Consider the following 26,580-nt stretch of genomic DNA (forward strand, 5'->3'; position numbering starts at 1 on the left):
AAATCTAATTCGCTCTACAAAAGTAAGCAAAGTTCTTTTGAATAGCAAATAACTTTTTTCAAAAATATTTTCGTTTGCAACTTGCTTATATCCAATAAAGGTTACTTCTGCGTAAGTATCTGACTTTCACGTACCTACTTGTGGATTTGAAAAACTCTTCCCAACTTTGCAGTGCAGAAAAGGTAAAACATGAGTATAATCACTAAAAGCAGGAAACCATGAGAAAAGTATTATTTATTTTGTTCAATCTCTTAACAATTACAGCTATGGCACAGACTAAAGGACGTTTCGAGGTACATGACCTCGGCAATTGCAAACTGCATGTGTATTACACCAACGATGCGTTGGGTGACGCAAGTTACATTATTGAGGGCAAGGATGCGCTTGTAACGATGGAACAACCCTTGTTCAAGGAGAATGTAACGGAGTTTGACACTTATCTTTCGGCATTGGAGAAGCCCGTAGAGAAACGTATCACGGATTATCACGTGGGCGGCACCGGAAACCATGATGTGGTAATGGCGGAAGGTATGCCCGAATTTACTAAAGGTGAAATATATGGAGGGATGATGAAAGGTTTTGCACAAGCATTCGGTGATGCTATGACCGAAATGCCTACGGGTGAAGTATCAGAAGTCGCTTTCGGAACAACGCAGACTTGGGCGGGCATGACGTTCGAGTTCCGTCATGGGGCAAGTTCGGATTTCCCTGCTGCAAGCATCCTGATAGACGGGAAGGCATATTATACGCACTGGACTCCGGCAAAGGCACATATCAGTCATTTGCAGGTATCGTCTCCGGCTGGCATAGATGCTGAAATCGCTGAAGCGGAAAACTCGTTGGCATCGGGTGCGGAACTCTTTATCGGCGGACATGGAGGTGCGGCAAAACGGGATGCGGTAGAGTTTAAAATCGCTTACTTGAAAAAGATGAAAGAACTGTTCAATGCAAACCCGACATCGCAAGCTTTTGTGGATGCCATGAAGAAAGCCTATCCCGGTTTGCCTGGAGAAGCCGGACTGGAAGACTTAGGCAAGGCTTTATATAAATAATGTGATTATTCGCCGGAAATTCATTACCTTTGCAGCCTAAAATGAGCAAAAGAATGAATGATTCGATAAAAGACTTCGAGATTATGGCACCAGTCGGCTCGCGCGAGTCGCTGGCTGCCGCTATCCATGCCGGAGCGGATTCCATTTACTTCGGCATTGAGAGCCTAAACATGCGTGCTCGTTCGGCAAGCACGTTTACCATTGATGACTTGCGCGAGATAGCCCGCACGTGTGACGAAAACGGGGTGAAGAGTTACCTTACGGTGAATACTATTATCTATGATGAGGACATCGAACTGATGCGCCGGATTATTGATGCCGCGAAAGAAGCGGGCATCAGTGCGGTCATCGCTTCGGATGTGGCGGTAATGGCTTATTGCAACCAAGTGGGGCAGGAAGTTCATCTCTCTACCCAGTTGAATATCAGCAACGCGGAGGCGTTGAAGTTTTATGCCCGCTTCGCCGATGTGGTGGTGCTGGCTCGCGAACTGAATCTGAAACAGGTGCGTAAGATATACGATGCCATTCAAGAGCAGCATATCATGGGGCCGATGGGGAAACCGGTGCGCATTGAAATGTTCTGCCACGGGGCATTGTGCATGGCGGTATCGGGCAAGTGCTACCTTAGCTTGAATGAACAGAACGCTTCTGCCAACCGGGGTGCTTGTATGCAGGTGTGCCGCAGGGCGTATATCGTGAAAGACAAGGAGAGCGACATTGAACTGGAGATAGACAACCAATACATCATGTCGCCCAAAGACCTGAAGACCATCCGCTTTATGGACGAGATGATAGAAGCGGGCGTACGGGTGTTCAAGATAGAAGGCCGTGCCCGCGGACCGGAATACGTGCGCACGGTGGTGGAGTGCTACAAGGAAGCCATCCAATCGTACTTGGAAGGCACGTTCACCGAAGAGAAGAAAGACGCTTGGGACGAACGCCTGAAGACGGTGTTTAACCGCGGATTTTGGAACGGTTACTATTTGGGTCAACGCTTGGGCGAATGGAGTCGCAATTACGGTTCGGAAGCCACCGAGCGTAAGGTCTATGCCGGACGGGGCATCAAGTATTTCTCGAACATCGGTGTGGCGGAGTTCCTGATAGAGGCTTCCGAAATCAAGGTAGGCGACAAACTTCTGATAACCGGACCTACTACGGGCGCGATGTTCGTTACCCTCGAAGAAGCCCGTGTCGACCTGAAGCCGGTGGATGTAGTGCACAAAGGCGTGCACGTATCCTTCAAGGTTCCGGGCAGAATCCGTCCCAGCGACAAGCTCTACCGCATGGTTCCGACCGAAGAATTGAAGAAAAAATAATCGGATACATAAATAACGCTATGCACCGATGCGTGTTGAATAAAAAACGAAGTAGGGTGCATAGCCTTTTTCATACGGGTAAGATCGCAATCCTACTAGGGTAGGATTGCAGTCCTACCCGTATAAAACTATAGTACTGACTGGGTGAAAACTCCAATCCTTTCTAGGTAGGACTGGCAAGATGGCTTATATCCTCTTTTTAGTGTGCTAATAGTGTTTGGTATGCTTGCCTTTTTTAATGCGTTCTATAGGCATATTATTCCAGTGTAACAGTCTGTACTTGTACTTCTTGATGCAGGAAGACATTGGCTGATTCACGGAATTTTTCTACAGATTCGGTGGTAAGGAATTGGCATGCTCCGCCTGTTTCACATCGCGTGCGTATTTCTGGATGCCTTGCTAAGTAATCTTTCAAGCTGGAGGCGACATATTGCCCTTGCTCTACCAATCGGATATGAGAGGGGGTGTAACGGCGGATTTTCTCTAGCAGGAGCGGATAGTGGGTGCATCCTAAAATGATAGTATCTATTTCAGGGTCTTGGCTGAGTAGTTGGTTTAGGTATTTTTGTACGAAATAATCGGCTCCGGGAGAATTGAATTCATTGTTTTCTATTAAGGGTACCCATAAAGGGCAAGGCACTCCCGTAAGTTGGATATCGGGGTATAGTTTATGGATTTCCAAGGGATATGATTGTGAGCGGACGGTGCCTTCGGTGGCTAATAAGCCTACATGGCGGGTATAGGTTAATTCTCCGATGCATTCTACTGTAGGACGGATAACTCCTAAAACTCTTCGAGAAGGGTCAAGATGAGGCAAATCGTGTTGCTGGATGCTGCGCAAGGCTTTTGCCGAAGCGGTGTTGCAGGCAAGGATAACCAAAGGACAACCCAAATCAAACAATTTGCGTACTGCTTGGAGGGTAAATTCGTAGACTACTTCGAACGAACGTGTACCATAGGGCGTACGGGCGTTATCACCTAAATAAAGATAATTATATTGGGGAAGCAATTCGCGTATTTTGCTGAGGATAGTCAATCCTCCATAGCCGGAATCGAATATGCCGATAGGTCCTGTGGTTGTCATAAGCGTATGATATTAAAAAAGTAATGTCATTCTGAACGGCGTGAAGAATCTCGTATGTGTAAACGGATGTTTTCGAGATCCTTCACTTCGTTCAGGATGACATGAAATATGCTTTATGAAGTATGTTTGCATTAGTTTGCCGGAGCAGCAGCTGCAGGTGCAGCAGGTACGGCGGTCAGGCTAATGCCTAATTTAGTCTTAATGTCGTTAGTTACGTCTTTCGATGCGTTTTCATCAATATAAGGGATATCTGTACGGTTCAGGTCAAATACGTATGTATATCCTCCGGCTGCGCCAATAGCTTTTACCGCATCTTCCAATTTTTTGTAAATAGGCTCCATCATTTCCCGGTACGACTTATCCAATTGTTGTTGTGCTTCTTGTTGGAACTGGTTACCTTTTTCCATCATTTCCTGCAACTCTTTCTGGCGTCGTTCTTGGATATTTTGCGGGAGATTCTGTTGCTCTTGTTGGTATTCAGCGTATTTCTTGTTGAATTCCTCAGCCGAGCGTTTGATTTCATCCTCATATTGTTTTGACAATGCTTGGATGTCGGTTTGAGCCTTTGCATACTCCGGCATTACCGGGATGATGTCCATTGATCTGAAATGCGCGAATTTTTGCGCGAACAAGCTCATCGGAGCGACGAGCAAGAGTAATAAAGCAATTTTTTTCAGCATAATCTTTAATTTCTATTTGTTTGTTATTAGTTTTCTATTGTTTTTTCTATTGTCATGCGAACGGATGCAAATGTATAAAATTAATTTGAATATCCTAAGCGTGTGAGTACTTCATTGCTGATATCAATGCGTGGGGAAGCAAAAATCATACTTTGTGCCGAGGCACGGTCAATAACCGCATCGTAATTTTGGGCAATTGCGATTTCCTTTACCGCATTGTATATTTGGTCTTGAATGGGAGCAATGAGTTCTTGTTGCTTTTTCATCATTTCGCCTTGCGGTCCGAAGTATTTTTGCCGAAGTTCGGCTGCTTCTTTCTCTTTTGCCACTACGGCTTCTTCTTTTGCCGTGCGTTGGGCATCAGAGAGGGTAGCGGCTTCTTTCTGGTAAGCTTCATATAAGGCTTTCGCTTCGTTGCTTTTGGCTTCTATTTCGCTTTGCCATTGTTTGGATAGCGATGCCATTTGTTGGTTTGCCTGTTCATAGGCAGGGATATGTTTCAAGATAAATTCCATGTCTATCAAGGCAAACTTTTGTGCTTGTGCTGTAAAGATGCACATCACAAGCAGGGCTGCTGAGAAAATCAATCTTTTCATATCTTTCATATCTGTTGGTCCTTTGTTCGTTTATTAAAATTCTTGTCCGATGATAAAGTGGAATTGGCTTCCGCTGTATTGCATAGAGCCGTTTATCTTATCAAATCCGTATGCCCAGTCGATACCCATCATACCAATCATCGGCAGGAAGATACGTACACCGACTCCGGCAGAGCGTTTCAATTGGAAAGGATTGAATTTCGATACTTCGGTCCAAGCATTACCTGCTTCTACGAATCCCAATGCATAAATGCTGGTAGAGTTTTCCAACATCAACGGATAGCGGAGTTCGGCTCCCAAGCGGATATAGGCATATCCTTCGCTTCCGTATGGGGTCAATGCTCCGTTTTCGTATCCGCGCAAAGCGATGGTTTCGGATGCATAGTTGTAGCTGTATCCGGTCATACCGTCACCTCCTACATAGAAGGTTTCGAACGGAGAGCGTTTGTATTTATTGAAATGTCCTAAAATACCGAACTCGGCACGGGTCATGATAACCGGACATTTCTGGATATCCATCAATGCGGTATAAGTTTTTGATTTGAATTTCCATTTATGGTATTCAATCCATTTGAACATACTTGCCGCTTCATCGTAATTGTCTTTTCCGTAAGTAGAATAATCTCTCTTGCTGAAGAGCGAATAGGGCGGAGTAATCTGCAACGATGCGGTAAATTCTGAACCGTAACGCGGGAATATCGGGTTATCAGTAGAGTTACGCGACAAAGTCAAGTTCAAACTCAAGCTATTGCAATTACCTGTGTTCATGTATTCTCCGTTGTTCAACATGATATACAGGTAGCTCCAGTCTTTCAGCATAAACCGTTGGTATGACAATTCAGCCATGAAAGTAAAGTAGTCATCGGGCCAGCGGAGACGTTTACCCCATCCTAACGATACACCAAACATTTTAATGGATTTGTCGGGGTCGTAATAAGATTCGTAATTGTCATAATAACCGTAGTTCCCATAACCGTAACCATAATAATACGAGTTATAGAAATTGTTCATATATGCCGAATTATAGTACTGGCTACTGATATCGGTCTGTACCGAATAGAAAGCCGATACTGAAAGCGAGTTCGGGCGTTTGCCTCCGAACCACGGGTCAAGGAACGAGATGCTATATGCTTGATAATAGCGTCCGTTGGTTTGTCCGCTGATGGTCAAAGTCTGTCCGTCTCCTTGAGGCATGAAACCACGGAAATTATCGTTCTTACGGAACAGGTTGGCGAATGAGAAGTTGGTAAACTTCAAACTTAACTTACCGATGATACCGGTCTGTCCCCAACCGGCAGAGAACTCTACCTGGTCGTTTGCCTTCGATTCCAATCCCCAGTTGATATCTACCGTACCGTCTTCATAATTCGGAACGACATTCGGATTAATGGTTTCCGGATTGAAGTGACCCATTTGGGCTATTTCACGGTACGAACGTTCCAAGGCTTCTTTACTGAACAAGTCTCCCGGGCGGGTACGGAGCTCGCGTCGGATTACGTTTTCATACAGGCGGTCATTACCGTTGATACGTACATGGCTGATGCTGGCTTGCGGACCTTCCATGACACGCATTTCCAAATCAATAGAGTCGCCGTCAATATTGACTTCTACCGGGTCAATGTTCGAGAACACGTATCCACGGTTGTAGTAATTATTTTTGATAGCATCTTCATCGGTTTCAAGACGTTCGTTCAGCAATTTTTGGTTATATACGTCCCCATGCTTCATTTGCAATTGTTCGCTCAATAAGTCAGAGGGGTAGACGGTGTTACCTACCCACGTAACGTTACGCAAGTAGTATTTGTTTCCTTCGTAGATTTTCATGTAGATATCAACCGTCTTTTCATCGTAATTGGATACGCTATCCATTTCAATAAGGGCATCGCGGAAACCCAATTCATTGTATTTTTCGATAATCTTCTGCTTGTCTTCTTCGTAACGTTCATCGATGAATTTCTTGGAACGGAAAAGGTTGATGAGCTTGCCTTTTTCGTTAGTTTTCTTCATGGTGCGTTTCAATTTCTTGTCACTAAGCACCGTATTGCCCTCGATAGTGATTTTGTGTACTTTGATTTTTTCTTTCTTGTCGATGTTTACATCTACGTACACTTGTTCCTTGTCTTTGGGGTCTTCGCGCTCGATAATATTGATTTCGGCATTCTTGAAACCTTTTTCATCAAAGTATTTCTTGATGATGATTTTGGCGCGGTCTACCATGTTCGGGGTAATCTGCATACCCTTTACCATGTTGCCCAGTTTTTCTTGCAGGTCTTCACGTTCACTTTTCTTGATGCCATTGAAATGAATATCGGCAATACGCGGACGCTGGCTTAGTTCGATGCGAAGCCAGATTTTATTCCCTTCTATCTTGTCTGCCGAGATTCTTACATCCGAGAACAATCCATGACGCCAATACCGTTTGACCGCATCGGTTATGTCATCTCCCGGTACGGTAATCGTTTGTCCTACGGCAAGTCCTGAAATGCCGATTAATACATAATCTTCGTAGTTTTTCACTCCTTCTACTTTGATGTCGGCGATTTCATACTTCTTTGGGGTACTATTATACAGGATAATAGGCTTTTCTTCTTCGGCGGTTTGTCCGTTTTGCATAGAGGTGTTCAAATCCGTCGTTTGATTGTCCATATTTACCGTATTGTTTTCTTGTGCATGGCTAATTGCCGGAAAACAAAAATACGTCAAGACCCCTAGAATGAGAAAAAAACAGTATCGCATCTTTTTCATTGTTTCAATAGTTGTTCACTTGTTTTGCCAAATCGGCGTTCTCTTTGTTGATAATCGTAAATTGCCTTACAAAATTCTTCTTCTTTAAAGTCTGGCCAAAAGGTGTCGCAAAAGTAAAGCTCTGAATAAGCGCATTGCCACAACAGGTAATTGCTAAGCCGAAGCTCGCCCCCTGTACGTATCAATAGGTCAGGGTCGGGCATGAAGCGGGTCTCCAAGTACTTGTCAATGGTTTGGTCGGTTATGTCATTTATTGCCAACTTATGGCTTTCAACTTGTTTGGCTATTTGTTTTACGGCATTGGTGATTTCCCATTTCGAGGAATAGCTGAGAGCCAGCACTAACGTCATGCCCGTATTGTTTGAGGTATGTGCAATGCATTGTTCCAGACGTTCTGCAACATGGACGGGGAGCTTTGCCATTTCTCCGATGATACGGAAGCGGATGTTGTTTTTCATCAGCGTTTCTTCTTCAATGGAATCCATGAGCAGGTGCATCAATGCAGATACTTCTTCTGCCGGACGTTTCCAGTTTTCGGTTGAAAACGTATAGAGTGTCAGGTATTTTACCCCTAGCCTTGCCGCTTCTTCGGCTATCACGTGCACCGTTTCTGCACCCGCCTGATGCCCGAATGAACGAGCTTCACCGCGTTGCTTTGCCCATCTGCCGTTACCGTCCATGATAATGGCGATGTGTGCCGGTATCCGTGATTTGTCTATCAGTTCTTTGTATCGCATGTCTGTGCTCTTTTTTTACCATTTGGGCAGAAAACCGAACCGGTTGATTCTTCCTCTGCTCATATATCCGTTGTGCCAGATAATCCAAATAAAGTTATTTTCGTCTACGATGCACGAATAGCTTCCTTCGCCTAAAGCTTCTCCTTCTTCATATTTTTCTCTGAATGAAGGTTCGGGGAATTTCATGTATCGGGTATCGGGTTGCCAGGTCAGTCCGTTATCGGTAGATGCGAAGAACGTGCTGAACTCATGTCGGTATTCTTTATGCTCTAGACTATTTACAAACCCTCCGAATGCATACAGCTTTTTATCGTAATAAATCATAGTGCCGTCGGCAATATTCGGGCAACGGCATGTATCGGTTTGTATATAGTCATAGGGCACCCATGTATTTTCATTTGTCAAGCGGTTTGCCGCAAAGCCGAATTCATTGCCTGTAGCATCGGTATGACGACCAAACAAGACGGTGCGTACAATGTCGGAATTGTATGAAAGCGGCAGGGATGCGTAATAGAAACGTTGGTTCATAGAGGGGAAATGCTCGTTTCTCCCTTCTTCGTTCCATGTAGTTCCATTGAAAGTTACGAATGTACCGTCTTCGGTGCAGGCATATAAATAAGTAAGTCCGCTTGCCGTAGTGGCATTAGCCAAGAGTTGTTTCAGTTGATAACCGGCTGGAGAGAAGGCTGAAGGCTGTATCGTGGTATCAATCAGCTCATACAATGCACCATCGGACAGGAAGTAAATCGTTCCGTTCCATACAATTGGTGAATAAGAATCGGTACCGGCTGGGACATTTTCGATAGGAGTCCACCCGTCTGCTTTCCCGTTGCTGGAAACGGTGGTGTATTCTATGGCGGGCACTCCTCCGTGCTCACCGAATACATAAATTCGTCCGTTTGCATAAACCGCCTTTTGACGGATTAAGGTTTGAGCCGTAAAGGGGATTTGTGATTCGTCCTCACTCCAGTTCAAAGAGTCAGGGTCTTGGGTGTGTACATTGATTTTCACACGGTATGCTTTCCCTAGCTGTCCTGTATATGACATGACTTTGAAGGAAAGCCCTTCTGCAGGGGCAACCGAAAAGTCAATGCTGTCTGTACTGCTCCAAAGGGTATCTGTCGCTTCTTCCCCTGCTTCCTTGATTTTGCCATATAATATATAAGGAGTATCGGCACTGATGTTAACAAGCACCCTTGATATATCTACGCCCACCGGAAGCGAATCTTTGTTTTCGATAGTCCGGCTCAACTGGTCGATAGTGAAAGGATATTCATTGAATGATAACGTGTCCATATAGAGCGAATCGCTCCCGTCCTGGGCTTTCCCTACGAATTGTTTCCACAAGGTTCCTAATGAAAAGGAAACGATGCTTGATTCGTTGGTGTATATAACTTCTACTGTATCGTCTTTCAAGCAAGAAGTCATTGAGAGAGTGGTTATCATTAAACCAATTACTACTATGGATAAGAATTTTAATTTCATTATTCAGTCTATTCTTTGCATTACAAGTTGCAAAAGTAGAAGTTTTTTTTGCCACTTGGAAGTTTTATGTCAAGTTTTATATAAAATTATGGATAAACTTTACTTTTTTATCGGTGAGTCAGGCATTTTGCTCTACTAATTTTGGCAATGTCCGATAGTTGATTTGTCCCGAATCGTGTATTTTATGGGAAATCCGTAAGGAATTACGGGGGCTTTTACCCCTTCTCCCAATACCGCAGAGGTATGTTCGGTATAGATTTCATCCCACATTCCCCGGTCGATGAAGGACTGGAGGAGCGTGCTTCCGCCTTCTACCAAGAGCGATTGCACCTTATTTTCGTACAACGTCCGGGCGATTTGCGGAAGGATGTCCTGCCCGAAGTCCAGCCGGATGTAAGTCAGGTTGGGCTGGGATGCCTTTTCTTTGGAAGTGAATACCCACGTAGGCGTGCTTTCATCGAAAAGCCGGAGCGAGGAGGGGAGGGACAACTCGCGGTCTATCACCATGCGGAGCGGGTTTTTCCCGTACCAGTCCCGCACGGTGAGCGAAGGATTATCCAGCAGGGCGGTTTTCCGTCCTACCAATATCGCTTGATGCTCTGCCCTTAGCTTGTGGACATACATCGAAGTGATAGGGCTGGATAATTTTACCGGCATGCCTTTTTGGCGGAGGACATCGATGAACCCGTCTGCAGATTGCGCCCACTTCAGGGTGATGTAGGGGCGTTGCTTCAGATTGAAGGTGACAAAACGCTTGATAAGGTCCTTGCATGCTTGTTCCAAAACACCTACCGTTACATCAACGCCGGCATCCCGAAGCTTTTGGATGCCTCTTCCAGATACCATTGAGAAGGGGTCTACACATCCTACTACGACCCGTGGGATGCCTTTCCGGATGATGAGGTCGGCACATGGAGGGGTCTTCCCATAGTGTGAGCAAGGCTCTAAGCTTACGTATAGCGTGGATTGGCGCAATAGGCTTTCGTCTTTCACCGAGGCAATGGCATTCACCTCGGCATGCCCTTCCCCGCATCTTACGTGATAGCCCTCCCCGATAATCTGGTCTTGATATACGATGACGGCACCTACCATGGGATTGGGAGGGGTATTGCATAACCCGTTCTTAGCCAGCTGGATGCACCGGCTGATGTATTTTTCGTCTTGTGTCATGGTTTGTATGTTCGTTTCTTTTTGTATCTTTGCATTCCTATGCATTCTATTTATATCGATATTATCCGCTCGCTTTCCGGTTTCTATCCGGAGCCGGAAGCGAAGGCTTTGGCAAAAGGAATACTTGCCGAAGTGTTCCGTTTTTCCACCCTCGATTTGTACGATGGCAAAGATAGGGATTTTTCGGAAAAAGAGCACGCGGAGTTAGAAGATATTCTTGCCCGATTGAAGCGTTTCGAGCCTTTCCAATACATTACGGGCGAAACGTCCTTTTGCGGATTGCCCCTGCATGTTGCTCCCGGAGTCTTGATTCCCCGTCCCGAAACCGCCGAGTTAGTGGATTGGATTGTCACTGATTTTGGGGACGAGGCGCATCTGAATATCGTGGATATCGGTACGGGGAGCGGATGCATCGCCATTGCTTTAGCCAAGTTTTTGCCCGGAGCACGGGTGAGCGCGTGGGACATTTCGGATACCGCGCTCGATATTGCCCGAAGGAATGCGGAACGCAACGGGGTGCATGTCGATTTCAAGCAGGTGGATGTGCTCTCGCATATATCTGCGGAGGGCAACGCACATATCTTCGTGAGCAATCCTCCCTATATCCGTGAACGGGAGAAGACGGATATGGAACGGAACGTGCTCGACTGGGAGCCGGAACAAGCCCTTTTCGTTCCCGATGATGACCCTTTGCGCTTTTATCGGAAAATAGCGGAGTTGGGGCTTGTACATTTGGCGCCTTCCGGCGTTTTATATGTTGAAATCAATCAGGCATACGGTTCGGAAACGGTGGATTTATTGACCGGAATGGGCTATCGGAACGTTATCTTACGCAAAGATATGTCGGGAAACGACCGTATGGTTAAAGCGGAACGCCCATGAAAGAATATACAGAAAACGAATTGAAAACCAAGGCGGAAGCCTATTGTGCCAAGACCGAACGGTGCCCCTTCGAGGTAGAACAGAAATTAATCCAGTGGGGAGCGGACGAGGAGATGACGTCCCGCATCCTGGCATCGTTAGTGAAAGACCGTTTCATTGATACGGCACGCTATTGCAAAGCGTTTGTGCGCGATAAGTACCGCTTTGCCCGATGGGGAAAGAACAAGATAGCGCAAGCCTTGCGGATGAAGCGTTTGCCCGCGGAAGACATCCGTATCGGGCTGGAAGAAATTGATGAGGACGAATACGACCGGATGCTACGGGAGACGCTTGCCCAAAAAGAGAAGCAAGTGACGGGGAAGAATGACTATGAATGCGCGATGAAACTGATTCGCTTTGCCGTGTCGCGCGGCTTTACATTAGACGAGGTGAAGCGTTACATCCGTCAGGCTTCCGAAGATGAGTATCTGGACTGACCTCCGCGAGTTCTTTTTCCCCCGCCTTTGCGTGTCGTGCGGGAAAAGGCTGATGCAAGGGGAGACGGGATTGTGCCTGGCTTGTTCGGCTTCGTTGCCCTACACCTTTATATATAATAAGGAGGGGAACGAAATGGAGCGTTGCTTTTGGGGACGTTTCCCGATTGTGCGCGCCTCTTCGCTTTTCTATTATGCCAAGGGCGGCAAGGTGGCTCAGGTGTTGTATGCCATGAAATACCATAACCGGCGCACGCTTTGTGTGAAGATGGGCGAATGGATAGGAAGCGAATTGTTCCCGTCCGGCTTCTTTGAAGGAATTGATTTCTTGGTGCCCGTACCTTTATTCCGCACCCGTTTGCGCCAAAGAGGGTACAATCAGAGTGAGCTTTTGGCGCGGGGTATATCCTTGAAAACCAGCATCCCTTTATGCCTGAATGCGGTTTGCCGGGTACGGAACAATGCGACGCAAACCCATAAGAGCGGGTATGCCCGCTGGATGAATGTGGAAGGTTTGTTCCGTGCCACTCCCGAAGCGGAGCTTTTGCGGGGCAAACATATCTTATTAGTAGATGATGTGCTGACCACCGGAGCCACCCTCACGGCTTGTGCCGATGCCCTCTCCTCGATAGAGGGAATCCGTATCAGCATCGTAACGTTGGCATGGGCAAAATGAAGTTTTCCTGAAAAAAGTCGTTATATATTTCATAATCACGTAGGTTTTCCGTACTTTTGCATTGTTATTTATCAGATAATAAGTTATGAAAGCTTTGGAAAGATTATTTGCAGAAAAATTGTTGAAGGTAAAAGCTGTAAAGATTCAGCCTGCTAACCCTTTCACATGGGCATCGGGTTGGAAATCCCCTATTTATTGTGACAATCGCAAGACATTGTCTTATCCTGCCTTGCGCAATTTTGTCAAATTGGAGTTGTGCCGTATCATCATGGAGCGGTTTGGAGAAGTGGATGCAATAGCGGGTGTAGCTACAGGAGCCATTCCCCAAGGCGCATTGGTGGCAGAAGAACTGAACCTCCCGTTCGTTTATGTACGTTCGAGCCCCAAAGACCACGGCTTAGAAAACCTGATTGAAGGAGAACTTCGTCCGGGTATGAAGGTTGTAGTGGTAGAAGACTTGATATCAACTGGCGGAAGCAGCCTGAAAGCCGTGAACGCCATCCGCCAGAACGGATGTGACGTAATCGGTATGGTGGCTTCATTTACATACGGATTCGATGTATCGGTAGAAGCATTCAAGGAAGCGCGTGTAGAATTGGTTACGCTGACCAACTACAATGCCGTATTGGATGCAGCTCTGAAGACTGATTATATTGACGAACAGGATATTCCTATCCTTCAGGCTTGGAGAAAAGACCCGGCTCACTGGACCGGAAAATAAAAAGAGCATAACAATCGAACGCAGAGGCACAAAGGCGCAGAGAATTAAGGAATAATCTTCTGTGCCTCCGTGTCTCTGTGTTCAATTATATACAATGTATGGTACAATTTGAAAGCAGTGTAAAGCATGTTCCTTATACGCAGGAACGGGTATATACCAAACTTGCCGACCTGAATAACTTAGCTTCGGTGCGCGAACGCTTGGATGCGATAAAAGCACAAGCAGGGGGCAAGGTGGAAGATTTATCTTTCGACCAAGATTCTTTAACCTTGAAAGTGCAAGGCATCAATCTGACCCTCCGCATCATCGAACGTGAGCCGATGAAGTGCATCAAGTTCGAGGGCGACAAGACTCCTATCCCCTTGAACGTATGGATTCAGATTCTTCCGGTAAGCGATGCGGAAGCCAAGATGAAAGTAACCATCCGTGCCGAGGTCAATGCCTTTATGAAAGCAATGGTTTCCAAGCCTTTGCAAGAAGGCGTAGAGAAATTGGCGGACATGCTCGCCTTGATTCCTTATTAATTAAAACTCATAAACCTATGGGACAAAAACTTTGGGAAAAGAATGTGCAGGTAAATGCGGAAATCGACCGTTTTACCGTAGGCAGAGACCGTGAATTGGACCTTTATCTGGCGAAGCACGATGTCTTAGGCTCAATGGCGCATATCACGATGCTCGAAAGTATCGGTTTGTTGAAGTCCGATGAGTTAAAAATCTTGTTGGAAGAATTAAAGCAAATCTACGCTACGGCAGAGAAAGGCGAGTTTGTGATTGAAGACGGCATCGAAGATGTGCATTCGCAAGTGGAACTCATGCTGACCCGTAAGTTGGGCGATATAGGCAAGAAGATACATAGCGGGCGTTCGCGGAACGACCAAGTCTTGGTGGACTTGAAACTCTTCACCCGTGAACAATTGAAGCAAGTGGCTGAAGCGGTCGAAACACTCTTCCGCGTGTTGATAGCGCAAAGCAATAAGTACAAAGACATTCTGATGCCGGGATATACGCACCTGCAAATCGCTATGCCTTCCTCGTTCGGACTTTGGTTTGGCGCGTATGCCGAGAGCTTGGTCGATGATATGTTGTTCTTGCAAGCCGCTTATAAGATGTGCAACCGTAATCCGTTGGGCTCAGCCGCCGGATATGGCTCTTCTTTCCCTTTAGACCGGGAAATGACCACTCGTCTATTGGGCTTCGACTCAATGAATTACAACGTGGTCTATGCGCAGATGGGACGTGGTAAGATGGAGCGTAACGTTGCCTTTGCCTTGGCATCTATTGCCGGAACCGTTTCGAAGATGGCATTTGACGCATGTATGTTCAGTTGCCAGAACTTTGGATTCGTCAAACTCCCCGATGAGTGCACCACAGGTTCCAGTATCATGCCGCATAAGAAGAATCCTGATGTCTTCGAATTGACCCGTGCTAAATGCAATAAAATCCAGTCCTTGCCCCAGCAAATCATGATGATAATGAACAACCTCCCTTCGGGCTATTTCCGTGATTTGCAGATTATCAAGGAAGTATTCCTTCCCGCATTCGAGGAATTATTGGATTGCTTGCGGATGTCGGCATACATCATGGAGCGCATTAAGGTGAACGAACACATTTTAGACGATGATAAATACCTGTATATGTTCAGCGTAGAAGAGGTGAACCGCCTTGCCGCAGGAGGCATGCCTTTCCGTGACGCTTATAAAAAGGTAGGCTTGGATATCGAAGCCGGCAAGTTCACACATACGAAGGAAGCGCACCACACCCATGCCGGAAGCATCGGAAATCTGTGCAACGATAAAATCGAAGCCTTGATGAATCAAGTCATGAATGGTTTCGACTTCGACCGTGTGGCTCAAGCCGAGAAAGCCTTATTAGGACGTTGATGTTTTATCAAACGCAGAGACGCAAAACCGCAAAGTTTTTTTAATTTCCTCCTCTAAAAATGATGCTTTGCGCTTTTGCGTCTTTGCGTTTAACAAAATCATTGAAAGAAAAAGCGGAAAATATTTGGAGTATTTCATAAAACTCCCTACATTTGCAACCGCAAACGCGGAAATAGCTCAGTTGGTAGAGCACAACCTTGCCAAGGTTGGGGTCGCGAGTTCGAGTCTCGTTTTCCGCTCAAGTTCTTTGAAAAGGATGCCCGGATGGTGGAATCGGTAGACACGAGGGACTTAAAATCCCTTGGCCAGTGATGGCTGTGCGGGTTCAAGTCCCGCTTCGGGTACTCTACGGGACGAATCGTTAAATTACGGTTCGTCCCGTTGTTTTTTGTACATGAAATTTAGCTCAATATTTTGATGTTCAACTAACTGTAATCCCCATTTTCTTCATCAGGAAGCAGGCGTTCATGTTTTGTGCCACTCCTTCACGCAGGCGGTAGGAGAAGGTCAGTTCGTTATCGGTGATGTCGGCTTCGAAGCAATAGTTGCGGATTTCGTTAGGGAATTGTTCGGCAAGTGTGCCTAACAAGAGGTCGTGGGTGGCGATGATGCCATCCGCTTTGAGGCGCATGAACTGGCGAATCAGGTCGAGCGAACCTTTTTGCTTATCTGCCGAGTTGGTTCCTTTTAATATCTCGTCGAGGATGATAAAGAGTTCGTTGCCTTCGTTCAATAAATCGATGATGCATTTCAGGCGTTTCAGTTCGGCAAAGAAATACGATTCGTTATCCGAGAGCGAATCGGTGGTGCGCAGGCTGGTGATGAGTTGGGCAGGGTAGAGGGTAAGGCTTTCGCAACATACGGGACATCCCATGCACGCCAAGAGGTAATTCACGCCGATGGTGCGGAGATAAGTGCTCTTGCCCGCCATGTTGGCTCCGGTAATGATGAGGAAGAAGGGGCGAGAAGGGATTGTTGCATCATTCTTCACGCATTGGGCTTCGGGCATAAGCGGATGTCCCATGTCTTTTGCGAGGAAGCGGAAAGGCTCATCGGCTATTGTGGGATAGGTGTATGCCGGATGGTTATAAGCAAAGGTTCCGAGCGAGCAGAGCGCGTCGAGTTCACCTACGGCTTCGAGCCAGTTCATCAGATACATTCCGTAACGTTCTTTCCAGCGTTCGATGCATACGATTTGGCGTAGTTGGAAGAATAGGCTTCCTTCTAAGATGACATACAAGAGCTGGTTATTGCGCAAGTCGAGGCGGTCCAGTTCCTTAGAAAGTTGCATCAAGGCTTCGGCGGGAGAATGTCCGTCGATGTCTAACTTATCGGTCAACTCGCGCAAGGCAGGGGTTTCCCACGTCTCTTGCTTGGCTAAAGCGATGAGCTTGGCATAGCGGTTCAGGGTCTTCAGCTTTTCTCCGTAGGCTTCCTGAATGAGGGTGACCCGCTTGATAAGGGCGAAGCTGAGGATAACGAAAACGGCAAACATCATGCCGAACCAGCTTAGCGAAATGATATCTAAAAGCCCTAATGTAAGCAGAAGTACGTTGATGCCGGGTACAGCCCAAAGGCAGAGTTTTACCCACCAAAGGTGTTGCAGGGCAGAGGGTGTCCGGCTCCAGCGGCGTATCTCTTCTTCATCGGAGTCTGTGCCACGGTTTACCGAGCCTGTTACTCGGAACGTTTCACGGAACTCGGTGCGTTGGCTCATGTCCTGAATGCTTTCCTGACGGGTCTCGATAGCCTCTTTTTCCGTCAGGTGATGCTGCATCCATGCGGCAAGGGTCTGTTTTCCGATGTGTGTGCAGGTACGTCCGATGGCTTGGAAGAGCGATTTGCGTCCGAAGAGGTCGAGGTCGTACGAGTAAGGATGTTCGGGATCGATGAACTCCCGTCCTTCATCGAAAGCCGACCAGTCGCCTTCCAATCCTTTCAATTCGTCTTGGTTCAGCTTGAGTTTGATTTCTAAGCGTTCTTTGCGGAAATAAAGGCGGTTATGCACTTTTACCAAGATAAAGAAAGGCAAGAAAGTGCAACACAGGGTCAGCACAATCGCTCTCGTGCCGGAACTATAAAATAGGATAAGTCCCACAATGCCCGCTACGAAAAGGAGGACACGCAAAAGGCTGATGCGGTTAATCTGTGTCTTGGTATGGGAAAGCAGTTTTGAAGTTTCGTCTATGCGTTGGGTGTACCAATTGTGTGGTGTCATGTCGTTAGTTAAGTTATGATTTAAAAAACACAGAGACACAAAGGCACAGAGAATATAAAATAAGACTCTGTGTCTCCGTGTCTCTGTGTTCTATGAAATTAAATGTTTTGCAACGCTTGTTCCAAATCAGTGATGATATCGTCTACGTTCTCGATACCTACCGAGAGGCGGATTAAGTCGGGAGCTACGCCGGCTTCTATCAATTGTTCATCGCTCAGTTGGCGGTGCGTATGGCTTGCCGGATGCAAGACACAGGTGCGGGCATCTGCCACGTGGGTCACGATACATGCCAACTTCAGGCTATCCATAAACTTCACGGCATCTTCGCGTGTGCCTTTCAAGCCGAAAGCGATGACACCGCATGAGCCGTTGGGGAGGTATTTTTGTGCTAATTCGTAATATTTGTTGCCCTTCAAGCCGCAATAGTGCACCCATTTCACCTTCGGGTTCACTTCTAACCATTCGGCTACCTTTTGGGCATTGGCACAATGGCGTGCCACACGCAGATGGAGTGTCTCCAAGCCTAAATTCAAAAGGAAGGCGTTCATGGGTGAGGGAATGGCGCCTAAGTCACGCATCAATTGAGCGGTTGCTTTGGTAATGTATGCCATTTTGCCGAAAGCCTTGGCGTAGGTCAACCCGTGGTACGATTCATCGGGGGTGGTCAGTCCGGGGAATTTATCGGCATGAGCCATCCAGTCGAAATTGCCGCTATCTACAATGACTCCACCTACACTAGTGGCATGTCCGTCCATGTATTTTGTGGTAGAATGGGTCACGATGTCGGCTCCCCATTCGAAGGGGCGGCAATTGATAGGGGTAGCGAATGTATTGTCTACAATCAGAGGTACACCGTGCTTATGGGCGATGCGGGCGAACTTTTCGATGTCGAGCACATTGATGCCGGGGTTCGAAATGGTTTCACCAAAGAGGCATTTGGTGTTGGGACGGAATGCCTTTTCGATTTCTTCTTCGGGCGCATCGGCATCGATAAAGGTGCATTCGATACCCATTTTCTTTAATGTGACACCGAATAAGTTGAATGTCCCTCCATAGATAGTGGACGAACATACAAAGTGGTCGCCCGCTTCGCAGATGTTCAGGATGGCATAGAAGTTGGCGGTCTGCCCCGATGAAGTCAGGATAGCGCCTACTCCGCCTTCCAGTGCGGCAATCTTCGATGCTACGGCATCGTTGGTGGGGTTTTGCAGGCGAGTATAAAAATAACCAGTATCTTTCAAGTCGAATAAGCGTGCCATTTGGTCGCTATCATCATATTTGAAGGTTGTGCTCTGATAAATGGGCACTACGCGCGGTTCTCCGTTTTTGGGAGTCCACCCTGCTTGTACGCAGAGTGTTTCTTTGCTTAATTTCTTTTCCATTGTTTGTCTTTTTAGTCGATTTTTATTGCATTGTGTGCAAAAATAAGAAATAAATGCTCCACTTGTTGCGGTTTATCAGAAAAAAGATATATATTTGAGGTGAACAAAGTTTAAATGATATGGCAACAGAACTAACATACAGGCATGTGATGCCGGTGCAAATCCGTTTTAGCGATGTAGACCAGTACGGTCACATGAACAATTCATCGTATTTCTCCATTTATGACTTGGCGAAGACTTCGTATATGCGTGATGTTTTCGGCGATAAGAATTGGAGAGACTTGGGTATTGTGGTAGCCAATATCAATGCCGATTTCTTGGCTCCGGTGTTCTTTTCCGATGATTTGTATATCGAGACAACAGTTATCCATTTGGGGCACAAGAGCTTTACCTTGCTTCAACGTGCCATTAACAAGGCAAGCGGGGTATTGAAATGCCAATGCCGCACGGTAATGGTGGGCTATGACATGGCGACAAAAGAACCCGTAGAATTGCCCGACTCGTTCAAGAAGACCATTTGCGGGTACGAGGGAAAGACGTTGGAGGAACTTTCGAAACCGTTGTAAATATAAACGCAAAGACGCGAAAGCGCAGAGGTTTTATTTTTAGAGTAAGCAAAGGTTACGGAGCCAAACGCTTTTCTCTGAGTGCTTTGCTCTCTTTAAAAATAAAGATTTTGCGTTTTTGCGTCTCTGCGTTAAAAAAAAATATCTGACATGAAAGTAGGAATTATCGGAGCCGGAAATATGGGCGGAGCAATTGCCCGTGGGCTGGCACAAGGACATTATGTAAGGGAACAAGACATTATCGTGACCAATCCCAGCATGCCGAAGCTGGATGCATTGAAAGCGGAATATCCGGCTATCCAAGTGAGCACGAACAACCGGGAGGCTTCGGATGCCGATGTGGTGATTGTAGCGGTAAAGCCCTGGAAAATGGAAGAAGTATTGAAGCCTTTGCGCTTGCGCCAGCCTCAGATATTGGTATCGGTTGCTGCGGGATTGACATTCGAGAACTTGGCACACTTCGTTGAGCCGGAGATGCCTATGTTTCGGGTAATACCGAATACCGCTATCTCTGAACGGGCAAGCATGACGCTGATAGCCGCACGCAACGCTTCGGAAGAGCAGGTACAGATGATGTTGAGCTTGTTCAACGAAATGGGGCTTGCCATGCTGATAGAAGAAAAGCAATTCGCGGCGGCTACATCGCTCACCTCGTGCGGCATCGCTTACGTGTTGAAGTACGTGCAAGCCGCCATGCAAGCCGGAGTGGAATTGGGCATCCGCCCGAAAGACGCGATGAAGATGGTGGCTCAAACGGTAGAAGGAGCCGCACGCCTTTTGCTTGCCAATGAAGATGCACACCCCGCGCTGGAGATTGAGAAGGTCACTACACCGGGCGGCATCACCATTAAAGGAGTCAATTCGTTGGAACACGACGGGTTTACTTCGGCGGTGATAAAGGCGATTAAAGCAAGTTTGTGATAGAAGGATATCCACCACAGAGAACACAGAAGCACACAGAGTATTTTAATTTATTTCCTCCGTGGTACTCTGTCTCCTCTGTGGTGAATAAAAGAATACACTTATGAGAAATAACATTCTGATTACTATGGCTCTTTTAATCCTGATAGGGCTTGCCGTGCAAGGATTATTTGGGGTAGCTGCGGGTATCTTGGTATCGGCGGTTATCGGCATTGTCTATGGGGTGGTGACGAAAAAGAAGTTGTTTATCAAGTGGTCGGTGGTGGCATTGATTATTGATTTGATTTGTATCATTGCTTTTTATTTTCGCCTGATGCAAGTGATGTAATACAGATACGTCGAAATCTCATAATCGATTACTGAAAAGATGTCAGTACAGTGCTGACAAAAATGCATACGGCTTCGATGGCTGATGCAGCCTGCTTCGTTGGCGGATGAAGCAGGCTCCGTCAGCCATCGAAGCCTAATTCGTTTCTATACGCAGTTTTATTTTACAAATCCTTTCTTTGCCCATTTCAGGCTGTTCCAGCGGCGGACAAAGATAATGGCACGGATGTTCTCGTCGAAAAGGAATGAGCACCACATTCCTACCAGTCCCCAACCCCAATGAATGCCGAGCAAATAGCTGACACCGACCGATACGCTCCATTGCACAACCAGTCCTACATAAAAGGGGAAATTGACATCGCCTGCCGAACGGAGGGCATTGGTTGCATAAATATTGACAGAACGCCCTACTTCGACTATAATATCTATCAGCATGACAGTTACACCCAATTGGATAATCTCCGGATTATCGGTCAGCAATGAAAATATGAAATGTCCCGAAGCTGCCCAAATGCAAGAAAGGATGAGCGTGACCAAGATAGAAAGCCGCATGACGTATTTACCTAACAGGTAGGCGGCACGGATTTTTTTCTGTCCTACCAAATGCCCGATGGTTATGGCTCCGCCTTGTGCCATGGCTATGGCAAACAAATAGACGAACATCACAATATTCATCGTATAGGTACGTGTAGCCAAAGCGTTGTTCCCTAAAATGTTAATCATATAAGTAATAACCACTTGCGAGAAACTGTAAGAGATATTTTCGCCGGCAGAAGGCAAGCCGATTTTCAATAGGTTCTTCAGTTCTATCCAAGGGAAAGGGCGGAAATAGGCTAACGGGAACTTGGGAATATGTTTTCGGAAAAGGATAATAAAGAGAATGACCATGCTTGCCCCGCGGGCAACCGCCGTAGAAATAGCAGCTCCTTCGGCTCCCAAGGCTGGCATACCCAACTTTCCGAAAATCAAGGCATAATTGCCGATGATGTTCATAATATTGACTAAAACGGTCACCAACATCGGGTATATGGCTTTATCTGCACTGCGCAACGAAGCGGATATGGTAAGGGATATGGCTTGGAAGAAGGCGAATGCCCCTACGATTTCCATGTAGCCGATACCATATTGCAGCAATTCGGGACGTAGTCCCATCCACAATAACAAGGTAGTTGCTCCAAAATGAAGGATGGCACTGATAAGCAAGCCAAGTACTAGATTCAAAAGCAAGGCTACGCCTACTACTTGTATCATGTTTTTGTGTAGCTTAGCTCCCAAATATTGCGAGCAAAGCACGGAAGTTCCGATATTGATGACTTCAAATATCAGAAAAGCAAATGAAACGATTTGGTTGACTACACCTACTGCCGCTACACTTTCATCGGAGTATTGGCTTAGCATGATGGTATCTACCGCCCCCAGCATCATAATCAGCAGGGTTTCGATAAAAATCGGGATAACCAGCTTGGTCAACCCTTTTCGGATTCCGGATGATTGGGAAATAGTTTGTTCCACTTTTGTGTTGTTAATAAGTTTCACTACAGATTAACAGACTAAATTAATGAATAATGATAGATGCTTTTATGTCCCGCAATCAACTATTTAGTATTAATTATTCATTAATTTAGTCTGTATGATTTGTAGTGAACAATGCGTCATTTTCTGATAAGATTCATAAACTCTTCTCTTGTCTTGGCTTGATTGAACGCTCCGGTAAAGTCAGATGTGGTGGTGATAGAGTTTTGTTTTTCTACGCCTCTCATTTGCATGCACATGTGCTTGGCTTCTACTACGACCATTACGCCTAATGGGTGCAAAGTTTCCTGAATGCACTCTTTGATTTGCAGGGTCATGCGTTCTTGCACCTGCAAGCGATGTGAGAATACATCTACCACACGGGCTATCTTACTCAGTCCCGTGATGTATCCGTTGGGAATATAAGCCACGTGCGCTTTCCCGTAAAAGGGCAAGATATGATGTTCGCACATCGAGAAGAAATCGATATCCTTTACTACGACCATCTGGCTATATTCTTCCTTAAACTTGGCTTTCAATAAAATTTCTTTCGGGTCTACGTCGTACCCCCTTGTAAGCGTGAGCATCGCTTTCGCCACACGCTCCGGAGTCTTCAACAATCCTTCCCGTTCAGTGTCTTCACCCAAGAGTGCAAGAATCTCTTTGTAATGCGCCATGAGCTTCTGCACTTTCTCTTCCGGGAACTTCAACAAGTCTGTATCAATCATTATTCAATAGGTATATTAATTTGTTCACGCACAATCGCCGCTTCTTTAAATTCACCGCTTCCTTTCAGCTTGCGCATAGCGACATGAGCTTCTTCGATGCTCTTGAAGTCACCTACACGGCACAGCCAGCGGGGAGGTTGGAAATACGTATATACCGGCATTTCCGGAAATGTTTCTTTCACTTTATTCGCCGCACGTTGGGCTTCATTCCGTGCCACGCGCGAATTGTTTCCCGCATAAATCTGCACCCGGAAGCCTCTTGCCTTCAAGGTCTGGGGAGAAGACGAGCCGCCCGTATAGCGCAAACCGATGAGCGAGGCGATGTAAGCATCTTGATGGACATCTACCGTACCCTGTCCCGCCTGACGTGTTTCAAGGCTTTCTACAATGGTGCGCTGGGCATACATTGTGCCGGCAAAAAAGAGTAAAAGAAAAGATAATAGGTATTTCATGGGGTCTTATGTTTTGTAGACAAGAGTCATCTTCTATTTGTCATTCTGAACGAAGTGAAGAATCTCGAACGCTTCCACGTGGATGTACACGAGATCCTTCGCTTCGCTCAGGATGATATTATCTTCTGATAATCAAATCCTTTTAAGATAACCTTGTATCTATAAAAGATTATTTAAATGCATCGATAATGCCTTTGAAATCAGCGGCTTTCAATGCAGCACCGCCAATCAAGCCACCGTCTACATCGGGATTAGCGAACAATTCTTTCGCGTTTGAAGGCTTGCAGCTTCCTCCATACAGGATAGAAGTGTTTTCAGCTACTTCCTGACCGTATTTAGCAGCTACCAACGAACGGATGTGTGCGTGGATTTCCTGAGCTTGTTCCGGAGTAGCGGTCTTACCTGTACCGATAGCCCAAACCGGTTCGTAAGCCAAGATAATCTTGCCGAAGTCTTCTGCAGAGAGTGAGAATACAGAAGCCAATTGAGCTTCTACCACTTCGTTTTGCTTGTTTGCTTCGCGTTCTTCCAATACTTCGCCGATGCAGAAGATAGGACGCAAGCCGTTAGCCAAAGCCAATTTCACTTTTTCTTCCAAGATTTCAACGGTTTCGTGATAGTAAGCACGGCGTTCAGAGTGGCCCAAGATAACGTATTGAGCACCGGTAGAAGCAACCATTTCGGCTGATACTTCGCCCGTATAAGCGCCCGATGCCTTATCGGCACAGTTTTCTGCACCTACACCGATGATGTTCTTGTCTACAATCGGAGTCACCGAAGCCAAGTGGATGAACGGAGTACAGATGATGACATCACAATTGGGTTTGTCTGCGCTCAATACTTCGTTCAGTTCTTTTGCCAAAGCAATACCTTCTTGCAGGTTCTTGTTCATTTTCCAGTTTCCTGCTACAATGTTCTTTCTCATTTTGTTTAAGTTTTAAAGGGTTAATATAAAAGTTTATATATTCATCACAGAGGGCACAGAGTCACACAGAGTTCTTGATTTATTCCTCTGTGGTACTCTGTGTCCCCTGTGGTGAATACGCATGTTTCTTTTTTCTCTTCTTGCTCCATTTCAGCCAAAGCAAATCGCACAGGGTGAGGAACAGGAGTGGACCGAAGAACCAGCCGAGGATGCCCGCCACCTTATGCCACGTGTTCGGGACCGTCAACGTACCGATAGGCAAGTCCGCCAAAGGCGCATGGAGCTGGTATTCATCGGGTATGCTGTTCACGCTCCATTTGTTCAGGATGACCCCGCCTTTTAATAAGACCAGCCCCGGATTGGAACGGATAATGGTTTTCAACGTAATCTCATCCGCCAAGGCAAAGGGATATTCGGCTCCCGTATTGTCTTGCCATACGGCGATATCTTCATCGGGCGAAGCCGTCACACACAAGAAACGGTACCCGTATTCCATGCTATAATCGTACACCTCATTGATAAGGTCCATGCCGCTCTCGTCCGCGTTCCTCAACTGGGGCGATATCAAGAGGAAAGTGTAGTTATCATCGTCCAGCACCTCTTCCGTGACATCGGTCCCGTCTTCTTGCAATACGATGTGGAAGTCCTGAATCGGAGGCTCATACCCTTGTTCCTTCACCCGCGTCTCGGCATCTACGAATGTCCAAGCCGAATCGGAAGGGAAATTATCGATGGTAAACTCCTTTTCCACTCCGTCCTTCTCGTAAATGAAGGTCGTTTCATATACGGTCGGCTTTTCTCCCTCCGGAATCTCCATGCCCCGCTTGATATCCATACCTATATAATAAGGGCGGAAATCGAAAAGAGGCAATTCGCGCACGCAATAAATGGAGAAGAGCAAGGCGAAGACCACCGTATAAAGCGCGATGAGCCAATCCACCTTCTCGGTCACTAACTTCTTGATGCCCGTCCCCCGCCAGCGGAACACGGTGATGGCGGCTATGAGCAACACCACATTCTTGCCGAACGTTTCCCAATTGGTGAGGATAACGGCATCGCCGAAACACCCGCAATCGGATATCGGATTGGCAATGGCAAGCCAAAGGGTCAAGGGCGTCATGAACGCCATGAGGAGGAGGAACAACGTGCACACCGCCTTCCGGTGGATGCCGAAGAGCAGATAAACGCCAAGCGTAAACTCAAGAATCCCCATCGCCATCGAGCCGATATAGGGCGCGAATTGGGGCGTAATCTGAAGCAAGCCCCATGCCTCTAAATAGTCTTGTATCTTATAGGCAAAGCCATACGGGTCGTTCACTTTCACGAAACCGGAAAAGATGAACACGCCAGCCAGCAAGAAACGGCAGAGGTTTATCCACACGGCAAGAATCGTATGTAGGTGCTTATTCTCCAAATTCCAATTTGATTAATGCGAATACCGAATAATTAATCATATCCATATAGTTGGCGTCTACGCCTTCCGATACCAACGTGTTCCCGCTCAAAGCCTCAATCTGCTTCGTGCGGTAAATTTTCATCAGAATCAGGTCGGTGTACGAGGTGACACGCATGCTGCGCCATGCCTCGTCGTAATCGTGATTCTTCTTCAACATCAGCTCCAGCGTCTGCTTGGCATATTTATCATACCAGGCAAGCGCGTCGGCTTCGGTCAGGTCTTCTTTCTCGGCATAACCTAATTCGAGCTGGATAAGCCCGATGATGCCGTAATTAACGATTGCCATAAACTCCGGACGGATGCCCTCGCCCACTAAGCTGACCCCTTTCACTTCCAAGCTCCGGATGCGGTTCGCCTTGATAAGCAACTGGTCGGTGACCGAAGAAGGACGCATGATGCGCCATGCCGCGCCATAATCGTGCAGCTTCTTGGCGAACAGGTCCCGGCAAATGGCAATGACGTGTTCAAATTGTTCTTTCGTATCTTTCATACACTCGTGTCATGAATTGATGTCGCAAAGTTACGATTTTCCTTTTAAATTATCAAACGCAGAAACGCAAAGACGTAAAGTTTACATTTTCAGAGAAGAAAAGT

Annotated in this window: 26 protein-coding genes and 2 tRNA genes; 13 read left to right on the top strand and 15 right to left on the bottom strand. The window is 46.5% G+C overall.

Features of this window, described 5'->3' with window-relative positions; all coding sequences use genetic code 11:
• Positions 1–218 precede the first annotated feature (218 nt).
• Both B5F91_RS07780 and B5F91_RS07785 read left to right on the top strand, forming a co-directional pair.
• The gene (locus B5F91_RS07780; RefSeq protein ID WP_087428523.1) at positions 219–1,052 is read left to right on the top strand and encodes a hypothetical protein; all 834 of its coding nucleotides are present in this window, start codon (positions 219–221) and stop codon (positions 1,050–1,052) included.
• Positions 1,053–1,105: 53 nt separating this feature from the next.
• Positions 1,106–2,368 carry a peptidase U32 family protein gene (locus tag B5F91_RS07785; protein WP_087428524.1) on the top strand — a complete coding sequence of 421 codons (1,263 nt, stop codon included), beginning with the start codon at positions 1,106–1,108 and terminating at the stop codon, positions 2,366–2,368.
• A gap of 256 nt (positions 2,369–2,624) precedes the next feature.
• On the opposite strand, the gene murI is transcribed toward B5F91_RS07785, so the two are convergent.
• From murI to ribD, 7 genes are all read right to left on the bottom strand, one after another.
• Positions 2,625–3,452 carry a glutamate racemase gene (gene murI / locus B5F91_RS07790; protein ID WP_087428525.1) on the bottom strand — a complete coding sequence of 276 codons (828 nt, stop codon included), beginning with the start codon at positions 3,450–3,452 and terminating at the stop codon, positions 2,625–2,627.
• A gap of 131 nt (positions 3,453–3,583) precedes the next feature.
• Positions 3,584–4,132, bottom strand: coding sequence for an OmpH family outer membrane protein (locus B5F91_RS07795; RefSeq protein ID WP_087428526.1), 549 nt, complete (start codon positions 4,130–4,132; stop codon positions 3,584–3,586).
• An 80-nt stretch (positions 4,133–4,212) separates the two neighbouring features.
• A complete protein-coding gene (locus tag B5F91_RS07800) occupies positions 4,213–4,728 on the bottom strand; it encodes an OmpH family outer membrane protein (protein WP_087428562.1) in 516 nt (171 codons plus the stop codon).
• Positions 4,729–4,761: 33 nt separating this feature from the next.
• A complete protein-coding gene (gene bamA / locus B5F91_RS07805; protein WP_239416369.1) occupies positions 4,762–7,341 on the bottom strand; it encodes an outer membrane protein assembly factor BamA in 2,580 nt (859 codons plus the stop codon).
• A gap of 128 nt (positions 7,342–7,469) precedes the next feature.
• Positions 7,470–8,210: an isoprenyl transferase gene (locus B5F91_RS07810; RefSeq protein ID WP_087428528.1), complete on the bottom strand. Its 741-nt coding sequence runs from the start codon at positions 8,208–8,210 to the stop codon at positions 7,470–7,472.
• 15 nt (positions 8,211–8,225) lie between these two features.
• A complete protein-coding gene (locus tag B5F91_RS07815) occupies positions 8,226–9,695 on the bottom strand; it encodes a DUF6242 domain-containing protein (protein ID WP_087428529.1) in 1,470 nt (489 codons plus the stop codon).
• 135 nt (positions 9,696–9,830) lie between these two features.
• The gene (gene ribD / locus B5F91_RS07820; RefSeq protein WP_087428563.1) at positions 9,831–10,865 is read right to left on the bottom strand and encodes a bifunctional diaminohydroxyphosphoribosylaminopyrimidine deaminase/5-amino-6-(5-phosphoribosylamino)uracil reductase RibD; all 1,035 of its coding nucleotides are present in this window, start codon (positions 10,863–10,865) and stop codon (positions 9,831–9,833) included.
• A gap of 39 nt (positions 10,866–10,904) precedes the next feature.
• Between ribD and prmC the strand changes: the two genes are divergently transcribed.
• The 8 genes from prmC to B5F91_RS07860 all read left to right on the top strand — a co-directional run bounded on the left by prmC (position 10,905) and on the right by B5F91_RS07860 (position 15,843).
• Positions 10,905–11,747 (top strand): peptide chain release factor N(5)-glutamine methyltransferase, encoded by an 843-nt coding sequence (gene prmC / locus B5F91_RS07825; RefSeq protein ID WP_087428530.1) that lies wholly within the window; start codon positions 10,905–10,907, stop codon positions 11,745–11,747.
• The gene (locus B5F91_RS07830) at positions 11,744–12,223 is read left to right on the top strand and encodes a regulatory protein RecX (protein ID WP_087428531.1); all 480 of its coding nucleotides are present in this window, start codon (positions 11,744–11,746) and stop codon (positions 12,221–12,223) included. Before prmC ends, B5F91_RS07830 begins: the two co-directional genes overlap by 4 nt.
• Positions 12,207–12,896, top strand: coding sequence for a ComF family protein (locus B5F91_RS07835; RefSeq protein WP_087428532.1), 690 nt, complete (start codon positions 12,207–12,209; stop codon positions 12,894–12,896). The genes B5F91_RS07830 and B5F91_RS07835 overlap by 17 nt, the downstream gene beginning before the upstream one ends.
• An 85-nt stretch (positions 12,897–12,981) precedes the next feature.
• Positions 12,982–13,617: an orotate phosphoribosyltransferase gene (gene pyrE, locus B5F91_RS07840; protein ID WP_087428533.1), complete on the top strand. Its 636-nt coding sequence runs from the start codon at positions 12,982–12,984 to the stop codon at positions 13,615–13,617.
• A gap of 98 nt (positions 13,618–13,715) precedes the next feature.
• Complete coding sequence (locus B5F91_RS07845) at positions 13,716–14,141, top strand: SRPBCC family protein (RefSeq protein ID WP_087428534.1); 426 nt, start codon at positions 13,716–13,718, stop codon at positions 14,139–14,141.
• A gap of 17 nt (positions 14,142–14,158) precedes the next feature.
• Positions 14,159–15,499, top strand: a complete 1,341-nt coding sequence (argH, locus tag B5F91_RS07850; protein WP_087428535.1) for an argininosuccinate lyase — start codon at positions 14,159–14,161, stop codon at positions 15,497–15,499.
• A gap of 166 nt (positions 15,500–15,665) precedes the next feature.
• A tRNA-Gly gene (locus tag B5F91_RS07855) sits at positions 15,666–15,738 on the top strand.
• A gap of 19 nt (positions 15,739–15,757) precedes the next feature.
• Positions 15,758–15,843 (top strand) — tRNA-Leu (locus B5F91_RS07860).
• Positions 15,844–15,920: 77 nt separating this feature from the next.
• Here the strand turns inward: B5F91_RS07860 and B5F91_RS07865 are convergent.
• Positions 15,921–17,717: a MutS family DNA mismatch repair protein gene (locus B5F91_RS07865; RefSeq protein ID WP_087428536.1), complete on the bottom strand. Its 1,797-nt coding sequence runs from the start codon at positions 17,715–17,717 to the stop codon at positions 15,921–15,923.
• A gap of 98 nt (positions 17,718–17,815) precedes the next feature.
• The gene (locus B5F91_RS07870; RefSeq protein ID WP_087428537.1) at positions 17,816–19,099 is read right to left on the bottom strand and encodes an O-acetylhomoserine aminocarboxypropyltransferase/cysteine synthase family protein; all 1,284 of its coding nucleotides are present in this window, start codon (positions 19,097–19,099) and stop codon (positions 17,816–17,818) included.
• A gap of 119 nt (positions 19,100–19,218) precedes the next feature.
• Between B5F91_RS07870 and B5F91_RS07875 the strand changes: the two genes are divergently transcribed.
• From B5F91_RS07875 to B5F91_RS07885, 3 genes are all read left to right on the top strand, one after another.
• Entirely contained in the window at positions 19,219–19,665 is a 447-nt protein-coding gene (locus B5F91_RS07875; protein ID WP_087428538.1) for a thioesterase family protein, read from the top strand.
• A 150-nt stretch (positions 19,666–19,815) separates the two neighbouring features.
• Positions 19,816–20,586 carry a pyrroline-5-carboxylate reductase gene (gene proC / locus B5F91_RS07880; protein WP_087428539.1) on the top strand — a complete coding sequence of 257 codons (771 nt, stop codon included), beginning with the start codon at positions 19,816–19,818 and terminating at the stop codon, positions 20,584–20,586.
• A gap of 103 nt (positions 20,587–20,689) precedes the next feature.
• Complete coding sequence (locus B5F91_RS07885; RefSeq protein WP_204244671.1) at positions 20,690–20,914, top strand: hypothetical protein; 225 nt, start codon at positions 20,690–20,692, stop codon at positions 20,912–20,914.
• A 158-nt stretch (positions 20,915–21,072) separates the two neighbouring features.
• Here B5F91_RS07885 and B5F91_RS07890 read toward each other — a convergent pair whose 3' ends face one another.
• The 6 genes from B5F91_RS07890 to B5F91_RS07915 all read right to left on the bottom strand — a co-directional run bounded on the left by B5F91_RS07890 (position 21,073) and on the right by B5F91_RS07915 (position 26,476).
• The gene (locus B5F91_RS07890; protein WP_087428540.1) at positions 21,073–22,425 is read right to left on the bottom strand and encodes an MATE family efflux transporter; all 1,353 of its coding nucleotides are present in this window, start codon (positions 22,423–22,425) and stop codon (positions 21,073–21,075) included.
• 140 nt (positions 22,426–22,565) lie between these two features.
• Positions 22,566–23,153, bottom strand: coding sequence for a GTP cyclohydrolase I FolE (folE, locus tag B5F91_RS07895; protein ID WP_087428541.1), 588 nt, complete (start codon positions 23,151–23,153; stop codon positions 22,566–22,568).
• Entirely contained in the window at positions 23,153–23,605 is a 453-nt protein-coding gene (locus tag B5F91_RS07900; protein WP_087428542.1) for an SPOR domain-containing protein, read from the bottom strand. The genes folE and B5F91_RS07900 overlap by 1 nt, the downstream gene beginning before the upstream one ends.
• A gap of 169 nt (positions 23,606–23,774) precedes the next feature.
• A complete protein-coding gene (gene tpiA, locus B5F91_RS07905; protein ID WP_087428543.1) occupies positions 23,775–24,530 on the bottom strand; it encodes a triose-phosphate isomerase in 756 nt (251 codons plus the stop codon).
• A 79-nt stretch (positions 24,531–24,609) separates the two neighbouring features.
• Positions 24,610–25,944, bottom strand: a complete 1,335-nt coding sequence (locus B5F91_RS07910; protein ID WP_087428544.1) for a BT_3928 family protein — start codon at positions 25,942–25,944, stop codon at positions 24,610–24,612.
• Entirely contained in the window at positions 25,934–26,476 is a 543-nt protein-coding gene (locus B5F91_RS07915) for a DUF1599 domain-containing protein (protein WP_087428545.1), read from the bottom strand. Before B5F91_RS07915 ends, B5F91_RS07910 begins: the two co-directional genes overlap by 11 nt.
• Positions 26,477–26,580 lie beyond the last annotated feature (104 nt).

The organism is Bacteroides sp. An322 (assembly GCF_002161765.1).
Taxonomy (GTDB): domain Bacteria; phylum Bacteroidota; class Bacteroidia; order Bacteroidales; family Bacteroidaceae; genus Phocaeicola; species Phocaeicola merdavium.

What these genes read in the sequence shown, in the direction of transcription:
- B5F91_RS07780 (WP_087428523.1), top strand. Translation starts at nt 219, where the DNA reads ATGAGAAAAGTATTATTTATTTTGTTCAATCTCTTAACAATTACAGCT.
- B5F91_RS07785 (WP_087428524.1), top strand. Translation starts at nt 1,106, where the DNA reads ATGAATGATTCGATAAAAGACTTCGAGATTATGGCACCAGTCGGCTCG.
- murI (WP_087428525.1), bottom strand. Translation starts at nt 3,452, where the DNA reads ATGACAACCACAGGACCTATCGGCATATTCGATTCCGGCTATGGAGGA.
- B5F91_RS07795 (WP_087428526.1), bottom strand. Translation starts at nt 4,132, where the DNA reads ATGCTGAAAAAAATTGCTTTATTACTCTTGCTCGTCGCTCCGATGAGC.
- B5F91_RS07800 (WP_087428562.1), bottom strand. Translation starts at nt 4,728, where the DNA reads ATGAAAAGATTGATTTTCTCAGCAGCCCTGCTTGTGATGTGCATCTTT.
- bamA (WP_239416369.1), bottom strand. Translation starts at nt 7,341, where the DNA reads ATGCAAAACGGACAAACCGCCGAAGAAGAAAAGCCTATTATCCTGTAT.
- B5F91_RS07810 (WP_087428528.1), bottom strand. Translation starts at nt 8,210, where the DNA reads ATGCGATACAAAGAACTGATAGACAAATCACGGATACCGGCACACATC.
- B5F91_RS07815 (WP_087428529.1), bottom strand. Translation starts at nt 9,695, where the DNA reads ATGAAATTAAAATTCTTATCCATAGTAGTAATTGGTTTAATGATAACC.
- ribD (WP_087428563.1), bottom strand. Translation starts at nt 10,865, where the DNA reads ATGACACAAGACGAAAAATACATCAGCCGGTGCATCCAGCTGGCTAAG.
- prmC (WP_087428530.1), top strand. Translation starts at nt 10,905, where the DNA reads ATGCATTCTATTTATATCGATATTATCCGCTCGCTTTCCGGTTTCTAT.
- B5F91_RS07830 (WP_087428531.1), top strand. Translation starts at nt 11,744, where the DNA reads ATGAAAGAATATACAGAAAACGAATTGAAAACCAAGGCGGAAGCCTAT.
- B5F91_RS07835 (WP_087428532.1), top strand. Translation starts at nt 12,207, where the DNA reads ATGAGTATCTGGACTGACCTCCGCGAGTTCTTTTTCCCCCGCCTTTGC.
- pyrE (WP_087428533.1), top strand. Translation starts at nt 12,982, where the DNA reads ATGAAAGCTTTGGAAAGATTATTTGCAGAAAAATTGTTGAAGGTAAAA.
- B5F91_RS07845 (WP_087428534.1), top strand. Translation starts at nt 13,716, where the DNA reads ATGGTACAATTTGAAAGCAGTGTAAAGCATGTTCCTTATACGCAGGAA.
- argH (WP_087428535.1), top strand. Translation starts at nt 14,159, where the DNA reads ATGGGACAAAAACTTTGGGAAAAGAATGTGCAGGTAAATGCGGAAATC.
- B5F91_RS07865 (WP_087428536.1), bottom strand. Translation starts at nt 17,717, where the DNA reads ATGACACCACACAATTGGTACACCCAACGCATAGACGAAACTTCAAAA.
- B5F91_RS07870 (WP_087428537.1), bottom strand. Translation starts at nt 19,099, where the DNA reads ATGGAAAAGAAATTAAGCAAAGAAACACTCTGCGTACAAGCAGGGTGG.
- B5F91_RS07875 (WP_087428538.1), top strand. Translation starts at nt 19,219, where the DNA reads ATGGCAACAGAACTAACATACAGGCATGTGATGCCGGTGCAAATCCGT.
- proC (WP_087428539.1), top strand. Translation starts at nt 19,816, where the DNA reads ATGAAAGTAGGAATTATCGGAGCCGGAAATATGGGCGGAGCAATTGCC.
- B5F91_RS07885 (WP_204244671.1), top strand. Translation starts at nt 20,690, where the DNA reads ATGAGAAATAACATTCTGATTACTATGGCTCTTTTAATCCTGATAGGG.
- folE (WP_087428541.1), bottom strand. Translation starts at nt 23,153, where the DNA reads ATGATTGATACAGACTTGTTGAAGTTCCCGGAAGAGAAAGTGCAGAAG.
- B5F91_RS07900 (WP_087428542.1), bottom strand. Translation starts at nt 23,605, where the DNA reads ATGAAATACCTATTATCTTTTCTTTTACTCTTTTTTGCCGGCACAATG.
- tpiA (WP_087428543.1), bottom strand. Translation starts at nt 24,530, where the DNA reads ATGAGAAAGAACATTGTAGCAGGAAACTGGAAAATGAACAAGAACCTG.
- B5F91_RS07915 (WP_087428545.1), bottom strand. Translation starts at nt 26,476, where the DNA reads ATGAAAGATACGAAAGAACAATTTGAACACGTCATTGCCATTTGCCGG.